Below are 11687 nucleotides of genomic sequence, written 5' to 3'. Positions count from 1 at the left end.
CGTTCTTGATCTCGGTCGGGGCCTTCATCCAGTCCAGCCGCTGCGCCTGCTCGGCCCAGAACCCCTCGGGGTCGCTGATCGACGCCGCATACATCGCGTCATAGCGCGCCGCGTCGATGTGGGCGTTGGCCGTCAGGTCCGCGGAGGGCGGGTAAACGGGGTTGCCGGTTACTGGTTTGGTCTGGTCGGTCATGACAGGAGCTCCCTCTCCGAAGTGATCCGATGGCGCGCCGTTCCGTTGCGTCACCGCGTACAAGTTGGAGAATACTGAAAGTGGAAAAGAATGAAATAACCTGTGCAAAAATAATGCGTTAGCTGTAAATAATTTGCATTTCCAGTTTGAAAATCGTAAACAAATTTGCCCGGGCACCGCTAAACCCTTTGTTTACAACGGTGCAATGACACCTCGTCGCAGGGGCATTTTTCGGGCTTGTCCGGGGGTGTGCGGGGTGTGGGCCCGTCGGGGGGAGGTGTGACAAAACGATGCGGTATACGGTTGTATACGAACTGTTAGCGCTCGCCCCACGCGAATCTCTTGCTTGCGGCAAAAGCCTTGAAGTGCCGGGGCTTTCGGCTAACCTCCGCTGCGAGGCGGAACATACCGCTGTGAGACATAGGGGAGGATAATATGTCCAGCACTACTGCAAAACTGCTGCTGAGCGCCGTTGCCGCGACGTTTGTAACCGAGGCTGCCGCCACCGAATGGAACGTGTCGGTCTGGGGCTCGCGCCGCGCGTTCACCGAACACATCCACAAGATCGCCGATCTGGTGTCGGAAAAAACCGGCGGCGAATTCACCATGAACATCTCTTACGGTGGTTTGTCCAAGAACACCGAGAACCTCGACGGCATTTCCATCGGCGCCTTCGAGATGGCCCAGTTCTGCGCGGGCTACCACGCGGACAAGAACCGCGCGATCACCGTGCTGGAACTGCCGTTCCTCGGGGTGTCCACGCTGGAAGAAGAAGTGGCCGTCAGCCACGCGGTCTATGCTCACCCTGCGGTGGCCGAGGAAATGGCGCAGTGGAACGCGCAGATGCTGATGACCTCACCCATGCCGCAGTACAATCTGGTAGGCACCGGTGATCCGCGCGACGAACTGGCGGAATTTGACGGCATGCGCGTACGCGCCACGGGCGGTCTGGGCAAGGCGTTTACCGCGGTCGGCGGTGTGCCGACCTCTGTGACCTCGTCCGAGGCCTATCAGGCGATGCAGTCGGGTGTTGTCGACACCGTGGCCTTTGCGCAGCACGCGCATCTGTCCTTTGGCACCATCAACCAAGCGGACTGGTGGACGGCCAACCTGAACCCCGGCACCGTGAACTGCCCGGTTGTGGTCAATATCGACGCCTATGAGGCGCTGCCGGACGACCAGCGCGCCGCGCTGGACGAGTCGGTGGATGAGGCGATTGCCTATTACCTCGAAAACTATGGCGAGTTGCTGAAGCGCTGGGATGAGGTGCTGGCCGAAAAGGGCGTGACCAAGGTCATGATCTCGGACGACGAACTGGCCAAGTTCCGCGATGTGGCTGGCAAGCCGATCCACGAAGCATGGCTGGCCGACATGAGCGCGCAGGGCCTGCCGGCGCAAGAGCTCTATGACCTCGTCTTCTCGACTCTGGAAAAGACGCGCGCGTCCAACTGAGGCAACACGATCCCGCCCCGGCCTTGTGCCGGGGCCTCTTGTCTGAGAGGGCGCGAGGCCCCGGCGCAGGGCCGGGGCGGGGTTTCTGCAATCACAAGACCGGAGAAAAACGATGGCCGGACATGCCTCTATCCTTGAGGATGGCAGCCCGCTTTCCCGGCTCGACCGGGGTTTGGCGCGGATCGAGTGGGGCATGGCCCTTGTCTCTGGCCTTGGGGCCTTTGCGCTGATGTGCCTTGCGGTGGTGTCCGTCACCGGGCGCAATCTGTTCAACGAACCGCTGCGCGGCTATGTCGACTGGATCGAGGCGGCGATGCCCTTCATCGCTATTTTCGGCATTTCCTATGTCCAGCGCGCGGGCGGACACATCCGCATGGACATTGTCGTGGGCGCGCTCAAGGGGCGCGCGCTCTGGGCGGCAGAGTTCATCACGACGTTCCTTGTGCTGCTGTTGATGGCGCTGCTGGTCTGGGGCACTTGGGCGCATTTCGACCGCAGCTTTGACTTTTCCAAACCGAACTGGAGCCGCGACAGCTCTATCGACATCGGCTTGCCGATCTGGCCCGCGAAGCTGGTGGTGCCGGTGGCGTTTTCAGTGATCTGCCTGCGGCTGGTGCTGCAATTGTGGGGCTATGGCCGCGCCGTCCTCTTTGGCCTGAGCGAACCCGTGGCGGTGCCGCTGGTCATGTCGGCGGCGGAACAGGCACTGGCCGAGGCCGATCAGGTACAGGGGCACGACACATGACATCCATTGAAATTGGTCTCTGGGTGACCGGCGGCCTGTTGGTCATGGTCGTCCTTGGGATGCGCGTGGCCTTTGCCGCCGCCTTTTCGGGACTGGTCGGGCTGATCTGGATCTTCTGGTCGAAGAAAGGCTACGACCCCGAGGAATTTGGCTGGGCGCTGACGGTGGCGGTCAAGACGGCGGGGCAGGTGCCGCATGGCAAGGTGTCATCTCAGGCGCTGTCGCTGATTCCGACCTTTATCCTGATCGGCTATCTGGCCTATTACGCCGGGCTGACCCGCGCGCTGTTCGAGGCGGCGAAACGCTGGATCGCATGGGTGCCCGGCGGGCTGGCGGTGTCGACGGTCTTTGCCACCGCAGGCTTTGCCGCCGTGTCCGGCGCATCGGTGGCGACGGCAGCGGTCTTTGCCCGCATCGCCATCCCCGAGATGCTGAAGGTGGGCTATGACAAGCGGTTCGCGGCAGGGGTTGTGGCGGCGGGCGGCACGCTGGCCTCCTTGATCCCGCCATCGGCCATCCTTGTGATCTATGCGATCATTGTCGAACAGGACGTGGGCAAGCTGTTGCTGGCCGGGTTCATACCCGGCGTCTTTTCGGCGCTGATCTATGCCATCCTGATCATCGGGCTGGCGCTGACGATCAAGGGCTTTGGCCCGCCGGTGGGCGGGTTCACATGGCGTCAGCGGTTCGAAAGCCTGCCGCCCGCGCTGCCCATCGTGGCGGTGGTCGTGATCATCATCTTCTTTGTCTACAACCCCTTTGGCGGCGACAGTTGGGGCACCCCGACAGAGGGTGGGGCCATCGGGGCCTTTATCGTCTTCCTGATGGCGCTTTGGCGCGGAATGCGCCTGAACGAGCTCAAGGATGCGCTGGTCGAGACGGCAAAGCTGTCGATCATGATCTTCACCATCATCTGGGGCGTGCTGATCTACGTGCGGTTCCTGGGCTTTGCCGATCTGCCCTCGGCCTTTTCCGACTGGATCACGGCGCTGCCGTATTCGCCGATGTTGATCCTTGTCTGCATCCTCTTGGCCTATGCGGTGCTGGGGATGTTCATGGATGCCATCGGCATGCTGCTGTTGACGCTGCCGGTGGTCTATCCGGCGATCATGGCGCTGAACGGAGGCATGTTTGTCAGCGCCGAAGAGGCGACTTTCGGGATGTCGGGGCCGATGTGCGCGGTCTGGTTCGGTATTCTGGTGGTCAAGATGGCCGAGTTCTGCCTGATCACGCCGCCCATCGGGTTGAACTGCTTTGTCGTGGCCGGGGTGCGGCCGGAACTGTCGGTGCAGGATGTGTTCCGGGGCGTGACGCCGTTTTTCGTGGCCGACGGGATCACCATTGCGCTGCTGGTGGCCTTCCCCGGGATCGTGCTGTGGCTGCCGTCACTGGCGTCTTAACGCCCGCTTGGATTGCGGGGGAAAAGGCCGCGCCTGAAGGGCGCTGCCTTTTGCCGTTTCAGGTCAGCGGCGACCGCCTTTACCGCCGCCTTTGCCTGCACCAGACGCGCCACGGTTGCTCTGCGGATCGTCCAGCTTGCCGCGCGCCGCGCGAGTCAGGGCACCGCGCATTTCGTCCTCACCCGGCGTGCCAACGCTTTTGGCCTGATTGGCGTCATGGTTCTTGGACAGAACGGTATCGTCGGCTGTGGCCCATGGGTTCCCATGATCGGCTTGGGCCGCGCCTGACAGCACGACAAGGCTGAGGGTCACGGCAAACGTGTGGTTGATCGTCATGTGTATTGCTCCTACTCGACATTCCTGGGGGCGATTGAAACGCCCAAATCCATTCTGAATTTCTTATATGTTATTATCGGAATGTATTAAGGTTGTGTTGACAGCTCGGCAGTTTCCCGCCGTCCTGCCAATTAGGAGCCGTGTACCGGTGACGCAGTTTGTAAAGCCTCAGGCGGCGCGCGTCAGTTCCATGCGGGTTGCGGCGGCAAGGCGGCGGACGCCTTCGGCCAGCACCTCGGGCGGGTTGAGGGTGAAATTCACGCGGATTGCCCGATGATCCCGCCCCAGCGGGTCAAACACGCTGGAGGGCGAGACGCAGACGCCGTGGTCCAGCCCGGTTTTCATCAGTTTGTCAGTGTCCAGCGACGGATCGCGGGCAACCGCCCAGACAAACATGCCGCCGGTCGGCACCTCCCATGTGAACAGATCCGACAGGTCCTCCGCCATTGCGGCGCACAGCGCATCGCGCCGGTCGCGGTACAGATCAAGAATACCCGGCAGGATGCGGTCCGTCAGACCCTGATCCAGCGCCTGAAGGGCAATCCTCTGGCACAGCCCGCTGGTAAACATGTCCGATCCCTGTTTGGCGGTGGTCATGGCGGTGATCACCTCTGGCGCTGCAATGACCCAGCCGACGCGTAGCCCCGGCGCAAGGTTCTTGGAAAAGGTGCCAAGGTAGATGACCGGGCCGTCATAGACCGGCGCACCGGTGGCCGAGAGGTCCAGCATCCGGGGCAGGGGTGTCTCATCGTAGTACAGGTGGCCGTAGGGGTCATCCTCGACCAGCCAGCAGCCCGTTGCCTGCGCCGCCGCGACAAGCGTGCGCCGTTCCTCCTCCGGCACAAGCCGGCCCGAGGGATTGGAGAAATTCGGCACCGTGTAGGCGAATTGCGCGCCGTTCATTGCGGCGCGCGGATCGAAACCGTCCTGTTCCAGCACCATGGCGCGATACTGCGGTGCGCGTGGTTTCCACGCGTCGATGGCCCCAAGGTAGGCGGGCGACTGTGCCGCGATAGTGTCGCCCTTGTTCAGCAGCACCTTTCCCAGCAGTTCCAGCCCCTGCATCCCGCCGGTGGTGATCAGCACGTTGTCCCGCGTCAGCCGCAGATCGCCCCGGCTATAGTCGGCTGCGATGCGGTCGCGCAGGTCGGGCAGCCCGTCGATGGGCGAATACCCCAGCGCGTCCTGCGTGTGATCGGCCACGGCGCGCCCGGCGAAATCGGTCAGCTCTGCCACCGGCCATGTCGTGGGGTCTGGCAGCCCGCCCGCGAGGTTCACCAGATTGGGAATTCGGCCCGCCGACAGAAAGGTCTGCGTCACGTCGTTGGTGTCATTCAGCCAATGGGCAAAGGGCGCGCGTCGGGACAAGGGAATCCTCCGGAAAGCAGGGCTGGGCGATATGGCCGCTCTCCTAACATGTTTTGGTAAATGGATGGCAAGCAAAGACCGGCGGTTCGGCGCAGTCCCGCTGCCGATATTTCCGGTTTTTCGGAAATATGGCTTGCTCACGCGACTCTATTTCCGTATTTCCAGAAATATGAAAATTGAGTCCCTCAACGCGCTTGCCGCCCTGTCGCACAGCGGTCGTCTGGATGTCTTTCGGCTGTTGATGCGGCGCTATCCCGATGCCGTTCCGGCGGGGGAGATCGCCGACGTTCTGAACATGGCCCCGTCCACGCTGTCTGCTGGGCTGTCACATCTTCGCAATGCGGGACTGGTAACGCAGACCCGCCATGGCACCTCGCTGCTGTACACCGCCGATGTTGGTGGCGCGGGCCGACTGATCTCTTACCTCGGGGCGGATTGCTGCCGGGGACGTCCTGAAATCTGCCTGCCACACGTCCTTTCGGAGCCTCCCATGACGGATCGCAAATACAACGTCCTGTTCATCTGCACCGGCAACTCTGCCCGGTCGATCTTTGCCGAAACGCTGTTGCGCGATTTGGCGGGCGACCGGTTTCAGGCCTTTTCCGCCGGCACCAATCCCTACAGCAAGATGAACCCGCTGGCCTTGAAGGTGCTGGCCGACAAGGGGCATGATGTGTCGGGCCTGCGGTCCAAGACCATCGCCGAATTTCAGGGTGACGGAGCGCCGGGGCTGGATTTTGTCTTTACCGTTTGTGATCGTGCCGCAAATGAGGAATGCCCGCCGTGGCCCGGACAGCCGATGACCGGACATTGGGGCCAGCCAGACCCGGTCAAGGCGACCGGCACGGAGGCGGAAAGGCTGCTGGCCTTTCAGCAGGTCTACGGCGCACTGCGCAACCGCATCCTGTCCTTCACTGCCCTGCCGATCAGGACGCTGGACCGCGAAAGCCTGCAGGTCCGGATCGACGACATCGCCAGAACGGAAGATTTTGCATGACCACCTATGCCATCAACGGGCTTGGCCGCATCGGCAAGCTGATCGTGAAACCCATGCTGGAAGCGGGCGACAGCATCGCCTTTATCAACGACGCGGTGGGCGATCCCGCCATGCATGCGCATCTGCTGGAGTTTGACACCGTGCATGGCCGCTGGGATGCCGCGTTCAGCGCTGATGACAACAGCCTCACCGTCAACGGCACGCGCATTCCGGTCTATGCGGCACGCAGCCTTGACGATCTGCCGCTAGAGGGCGTCGATGTGGTTGTGGACTGCACCGGCTATTACAAGACCGCAGAGCGTATCGCCCCCTATTTTGACCGCGGCGTGAAAAAGGTGGTGGTCTCGGCCCCGGTCAAGGATGGCGGAGCGGTGAACATCGTCATGGGGGTGAACGACGGCATCTATGATGCTGACACGCATGACATCGTCACGGCGGCCTCCTGCACCACCAACTGCCTTGCCCCGGTGGTCAAGGTGATCCACGAAACCCTGCGGATCAAACACGGCTCTATCACAACGATTCATGACGTGACCAACACGCAGACCATCGTCGACCGCCCCGCCAAAGACCTGCGCCGCGCGCGGTCGGCGCTGAACTCTTTGATTCCCACAACAACCGGGTCGGCCACGGCGATTACGCTGATTTACCCCGAGCTGAAGGGCCGGTTGAACGGCCATGCGGTGCGGGTGCCGCTGCTGAATGCTTCGCTGACCGATTGTGTGTTCGAGGTGGAGACGGCGACGACTGCCGAAGAGGTCAACGCGCTGTTCAAGGCCGCCGCAGAGGGTGCGTTGAAGGGCATCCTTGGCTATGAGGAACGCCCGCTGGTGTCGACGGATTATACCAACGATCCGCGCTCTGCGATTGTGGATGCGCCCTCGACCATGGTGGTGAACGGCACGCAGGTGAAAATCTACGCCTGGTATGACAATGAGTGGGGCTATGCCAACCGTCTGGTGGACGTGGCCCATATGGTAGCGGCCTCTCTGGACCGATGACCCGTCCCGGCCCGCGCGCCGGGACCTCGCGCCCAGACCTCGCAGATGGAGGCCCCGGCGCGGGGTCTCTGCTGTTTACCTGCTGTCGCAAGACCGGAGCCCGGACATGACCGATACCACCTCACACCGGCCCGAAGGCCTTGCCGCCTATATGGCCGTGACCGCCGCCTATTGGGCCTTCATGCTCACCGATGGGGCGCTGCGGATGCTGGTGCTGCTGCACTTTCACAGCTTAGGCTTTTCGCCGGTGCAATTGGCCTATCTGTTCCTGCTGTATGAGTTTGCGGGCATTGTCACCAACCTGTCGGCGGGGTGGATCGCGGCGCGATTTGGCCTGACCTCAACGCTGTATGCCGGGCTTGCCTTGCAGGTGGGCGCGCTGCTGGCCTTGGCGCAACTGGACCCGGGGTGGAGCCTGAGCGCCTCGGTGATCTTTGTCATGGCGGTGCAGGGGGTGTCGGGCGTGGCCAAGGACCTGTCCAAGATGTCTGCCAAATCTGCGGTCAAGCTGTTGGCCCCCGCCGGGCAGGGCGGGTTGTTCAAATGGGTCGCGCTGCTGACCGGGTCCAAGAACGCGATCAAGGGGCTGGGGTTCCTGTTAGGGGCGGCGATGCTGGCGGTCTTCGGCTTTGTCCCGGCGGTCTTGGGCATGGCGGCGGTGCTGGGCGCGGTCCTGCTGGCGGTCAGCTTGCGGATGCCTGCGGGCCTTCCCACCGGCAAGAAGAGCGCCAAGTTCTCTGAGGTCTTTTCCAAAGACCGCAACGTGAACTGGCTGTCCGCAGCCCGGGTCTTTCTGTTCGGCGCGCGGGACGTGTGGTTCGTGGTCGGCATCCCGGTCTATTTCTATGCGGTGCTGTCGGATGGGTCTGAGGCGGGCAACCGCGTGGCGTTCTTTACCATCGGCAGCTTTATGGCGGTCTGGACGATCCTCTATGGCGCGGTGCAGGCCTATGCGCCCAAGGCGTTGCGCGCCGCGACCCGCCCGGCCTCAGAGGTTGTCGGGGCAGCGCGCCACTGGGCGTTGTCACTGACCGTGGTGCCTGCGGTGCTGGCGGCGCTGGTCTGGTGGGCGGGCGCGCCCGCGCCATGGCTGACCGGGACAATCATCGCCGGGCTGCTGGTTTTTGGCGCGCTTTTTGCCGTGAACAGTTCCCTGCACAGCTACCTGATCCTTGCCTTTTCAAAGGGTGAGCGGGTGACAATGGACGTGGGGTTTTACTACATGGCGAACGCCACCGGGCGCTTGCTGGGTACGTTGCTGTCAGGTCTCAGCTATCAGATTGGCGGTCTGCCCCTATGTCTGGCGACGGCCTCGGTCATGGTGGCGATCAGCGCGGTGGGCGCTGCGCGCTTGCGGGCAGCGTAAGCGGCGCCTACTCCGCGTCGAGGATCGCGTCCAACCCGGCCTCCAACCCGGCAAAGGTCTCTCCCAGCAGGGTTTCGATCCGCTGCTGATAGGCCGTCGCCAGTGGCATCAGGTCGGCCATCAGCGCGCGGCCCTTGTCAGTCAGTGCCAGCCGCACCAGCCGCCGGTCGCCCGCATCCACCGTTTTTTCGATATAGCCTGACGCTTCCAGCCGGGAGGCGGCACGGCTGACCTTGGATTTCTCCATGGCGACGCGTTCTTCGATGTCGCGGACAGAAACGGTGGCTGCCCCGTCCAGCGGCTGACCCAGATGCACCAGAACGCGCCATTCGGGGATCGAGATGCCGAACTGTTGGCGGTACTGGCGCGCCAACGCCTCTGACGTCCTTTCCGCTGCGACGGCAAGGCGGTAAGGCGTAAAACTCCCGAGATCAAAAGGGGGCATGTCGGAAGATGCGGTCATCGAGGAGGTCCATGTTGCGCGGTTCCGCCAGACTAACCTTGTCCTCGTTGCATATGCAATGAGGTTGGCTGTCCTTAGAGTGTGGCGGCAAGGGTCATCCAGCCGACCGTCTCGGTGGCCAGTTGCACCGCGCCCAGCACATCGCCGGTCTGACCGCCGAGCGTTCGATGCGCCAGCCGCGCCACCAGACTTGCCACCAGCGCCATCGCGGCCAGAACGGCGATTGCGGCGGGACCGCATAGCAATACGGTGAATGCGATCATGACCAGACCCGGCAGCCAGACGCCCCACGGCAGCGCGCCGCGCGCCTCTGCCGCCATCCGGCCCAGCCCGTCGTCCCGCGCCGGGGGCAGGGTGTCGAGCAGAACCAGCATGGCAAACCGGCTGGCCACGCTGACCAGCGCAAACCCGGCCCAGGCGGAGGTGGACACGGTGCCAAGGGCCGAGGCCGACAGGCCCACGGCAAAGATCAACGCGATCACGCCATAGCTGCCGACCCGGCTGTCGCGCATGATCTCTAGCCGGTGCGCCCGGTCCCGCCCGCCCATGCCGTCCGCAAAATCGGCGAACCCGTCGTGGTGCAGTCCGCCGGTCAGCATGGCCAAGGCAGCCAGCGCCGCAAGGGCAGTGGTCAGCGTGGGCAATCCCAGCGCCGTCGCCCCGGCAAAGAGGGCCCAAGCCACCAGCCCCAAAGGCAGGCCCACCAAGGGGAAGGCCCACCGCGCCTGCGTCAGGGTCGGTGCCGGATCGGCCAGCCGTCCCATTGGCACACGAGTCAGCATCATCGCCGCCAGCCGCAATTCATCAAGGCGGCGGCGCTGGGTCATGCGCCCGAAATACCTGCTTCGGCAAAGGTCGCCATGCCGTTGTGGCAGGCCAGCGCGCCTTTGAGGATCGGCAGGGCCAGCGCCGCGCCGGACCCTTCGCCAAGCGCCATCCCGAGGTCCAGCAACGGGGCCTTGTTCATCGCCTCGGCCAGCCGCCGGTGGCCCGGCTCGCGGCTTTGGTGAGCGATCAGGCAATGCGCCAGCAGGTCGGGGTTTGCCGCATGCAGCGGCGTGACGGCGGCGGTGCAGATGAACCCGTCGAGCAGAACGGGAATCCGCGCCATCCGCGCCGCCAGCACCGCACCGCACAGCGCCGCCTGTTCGCGCCCGCCCAGGGCCACAAGGCGCATCATCGGCGACAACTGTCCGTGCATATCGACGGCGGCGGTGATCACGCGGGCCTTGAGGCTCATGCCGTCGGCGTCCGATCCGGTGCCGGGTCCGACCCAGTCCTGCGCCGTACCGCCAAAGGCGGCAAGGGCCAGTGCTGCGGCCACGGTCGAGTTGCCGATCCCCATCTCGCCCAGCAACAGGATGTCTGCATCCGGGTTCACCGCTGCCGCGCCGCGCTGCATTGCGTCGAGGCAATCCGCCTCCTCCATGGCGGGGGCAGTGGTAAAGTCGCGGGTGGGCCGGTCCAGGTCCAGCGCGATCACGTCGAGATCAGCCCCGGCGGCTTTGCACAATTGGTTGATGGCCGCGCCCCCGGCGGCGAAATTCGCCACCATCTGCGCCGTCACTTCCTGCGGAAAGGGGTTCACGCCTTGCGCGCAGACCCCGTGGTTGCCCGCAAAGATCAACGCTTGTGCAAGCTCGATCCGGGGCCTGTCTGTGCCGCGCCAACCCGCCATGAAGGCGGCAAGATCCTCCAGCCGGCCCAGTGAGCCCGGCGGCTTGGTCAGTTGCATCTGACGCTCTGTGGCGGCCTTGGCGGCGGCCTTGTCAAAGGCGGGCAGATCGAGAGAGTTGACCGCGTCCAGCGACGTCAGGGAAAGTGTGCTCATGCAGGTTTGACCTTTAGGGGATGACCCGCGACACAGAACCAGAGTTCATCGCAGGCGTCAGCGATACGTTGATTGACCAGCCCCGCCGCATCTCGAAAGGCGCGGGCAAGGGCGTTTTCGGGGACGATCCCGGCGCCGACCTCATTGGTGACAAAGACGACCGGCGCGGACTGGTGCGCCAGTTCCGCCGCAAGCGCCTGTGTCGCCGCCTGCCAGTCCTCATCCGCCAGCATCAGGTTGGTCAGCCAAAGCGTCAGACAATCGACCAGCCGGGGCGCAGTGCCGTCGCTGTCACGCAGCGCGCCGATCAAGTCGCGCGGGGCCTCGATCGTGCGCCAGTCGGCGTCGCGGCGGGATTGGTGTTGGGCGATGCGATCCGCCATCTCAGTGTCATGGGCTTGCGCGGTGGCGATGTAGATCGCGGGCCGACCCAGCCGCAGCGTCATACGCTCGGCCAGTGTGCTTTTGCCAGAGCGCGCGCCGCCCGTGATGAGGATCGACTTTCCCATGCGGTCGTGACAAAGCATGTTCCGAT

At 63.8% G+C, this 11687-nt stretch carries 13 protein-coding genes; 6 read left to right on the top strand and 7 right to left on the bottom strand.

Features of this window, described 5'->3' with window-relative positions; genetic code table 11:
• Positions 1 to 193 (bottom strand): acetyl-coenzyme A synthetase N-terminal domain-containing protein (locus VOI21_RS22135; protein WP_323772138.1); only part of this gene is annotated, 193 nt, incomplete at its 3' end.
• Positions 194 to 628: 435 nt separating this feature from the next.
• Between VOI21_RS22135 and dctP the strand changes: the two genes are divergently transcribed.
• The 3 genes from dctP (at position 629) to VOI21_RS22120 (ending at position 3790) form a co-directional block, all read left to right on the top strand.
• Positions 629 to 1645 carry a TRAP transporter substrate-binding protein DctP gene (dctP, locus tag VOI21_RS22130; protein ID WP_323772137.1) on the top strand — a complete coding sequence of 339 codons (1017 nt, stop codon included), beginning with the start codon at positions 629 to 631 and terminating at the stop codon, positions 1643 to 1645.
• A gap of 112 nt (positions 1646 to 1757) precedes the next feature.
• Positions 1758 to 2390: a TRAP transporter small permease gene (locus tag VOI21_RS22125; RefSeq protein WP_323772136.1), complete on the top strand. Its 633-nt coding sequence runs from the start codon at positions 1758 to 1760 to the stop codon at positions 2388 to 2390.
• Entirely contained in the window at positions 2387 to 3790 is a 1404-nt protein-coding gene (locus tag VOI21_RS22120) for a TRAP transporter large permease (RefSeq protein ID WP_323772135.1), read from the top strand. Before VOI21_RS22125 ends, VOI21_RS22120 begins: the two co-directional genes overlap by 4 nt.
• 63 nt (positions 3791 to 3853) lie before the next feature.
• Here VOI21_RS22120 and VOI21_RS22115 read toward each other — a convergent pair whose 3' ends face one another.
• Positions 3854 to 4126: a hypothetical protein gene (locus VOI21_RS22115; protein ID WP_323772134.1), complete on the bottom strand. Its 273-nt coding sequence runs from the start codon at positions 4124 to 4126 to the stop codon at positions 3854 to 3856.
• Between the two features lie 168 nt (positions 4127 to 4294).
• Complete coding sequence (locus VOI21_RS22110) at positions 4295 to 5494, bottom strand: PLP-dependent aminotransferase family protein (protein WP_323772133.1); 1200 nt, start codon at positions 5492 to 5494, stop codon at positions 4295 to 4297.
• A gap of 169 nt (positions 5495 to 5663) precedes the next feature.
• Here VOI21_RS22110 and VOI21_RS22105 point away from each other — a divergent pair, with 169 nt between their 5' ends.
• The 3 genes from VOI21_RS22105 to arsJ all read left to right on the top strand — a co-directional run bounded on the left by VOI21_RS22105 (position 5664) and on the right by arsJ (position 8858).
• Positions 5664 to 6491 carry a helix-turn-helix domain-containing protein gene (locus VOI21_RS22105; protein ID WP_323772132.1) on the top strand — a complete coding sequence of 276 codons (828 nt, stop codon included), beginning with the start codon at positions 5664 to 5666 and terminating at the stop codon, positions 6489 to 6491.
• Entirely contained in the window at positions 6488 to 7492 is a 1005-nt protein-coding gene (locus VOI21_RS22100) for an ArsJ-associated glyceraldehyde-3-phosphate dehydrogenase (protein WP_323772131.1), read from the top strand. The genes VOI21_RS22105 and VOI21_RS22100 overlap by 4 nt, the downstream gene beginning before the upstream one ends.
• Before the next feature lie 106 nt (positions 7493 to 7598).
• A complete protein-coding gene (arsJ, locus tag VOI21_RS22095) occupies positions 7599 to 8858 on the top strand; it encodes an organoarsenical effux MFS transporter ArsJ (RefSeq protein WP_323772130.1) in 1260 nt (419 codons plus the stop codon).
• Positions 8859 to 8865: 7 nt separating this feature from the next.
• On the opposite strand, the gene VOI21_RS22090 is transcribed toward arsJ, so the two are convergent.
• From VOI21_RS22090 to cobU, 4 genes are all read right to left on the bottom strand, one after another.
• The gene (locus tag VOI21_RS22090) at positions 8866 to 9321 is read right to left on the bottom strand and encodes a MarR family winged helix-turn-helix transcriptional regulator (protein ID WP_323772129.1); all 456 of its coding nucleotides are present in this window, start codon (positions 9319 to 9321) and stop codon (positions 8866 to 8868) included.
• A gap of 74 nt (positions 9322 to 9395) precedes the next feature.
• The gene (gene cobS, locus VOI21_RS22085) at positions 9396 to 10148 is read right to left on the bottom strand and encodes an adenosylcobinamide-GDP ribazoletransferase (RefSeq protein WP_323772128.1); all 753 of its coding nucleotides are present in this window, start codon (positions 10146 to 10148) and stop codon (positions 9396 to 9398) included.
• The gene (gene cobT / locus VOI21_RS22080) at positions 10145 to 11152 is read right to left on the bottom strand and encodes a nicotinate-nucleotide--dimethylbenzimidazole phosphoribosyltransferase (protein WP_323772127.1); all 1008 of its coding nucleotides are present in this window, start codon (positions 11150 to 11152) and stop codon (positions 10145 to 10147) included. The genes cobS and cobT overlap by 4 nt, the downstream gene beginning before the upstream one ends.
• Positions 11149 to 11661, bottom strand: a complete 513-nt coding sequence (cobU, locus tag VOI21_RS22075; protein ID WP_323772141.1) for a bifunctional adenosylcobinamide kinase/adenosylcobinamide-phosphate guanylyltransferase — start codon at positions 11659 to 11661, stop codon at positions 11149 to 11151. The genes cobT and cobU overlap by 4 nt, the downstream gene beginning before the upstream one ends.
• Positions 11662 to 11687 lie beyond the last annotated feature (26 nt).

Source organism: Antarctobacter sp., from assembly GCF_034670325.1.
Lineage (GTDB): Bacteria > Pseudomonadota > Alphaproteobacteria > Rhodobacterales > Rhodobacteraceae > Antarctobacter.
The sequence above is the reverse complement of the archived record's forward strand: the minus strand, read 5'-3'. Positions and strand labels throughout refer to the sequence as shown.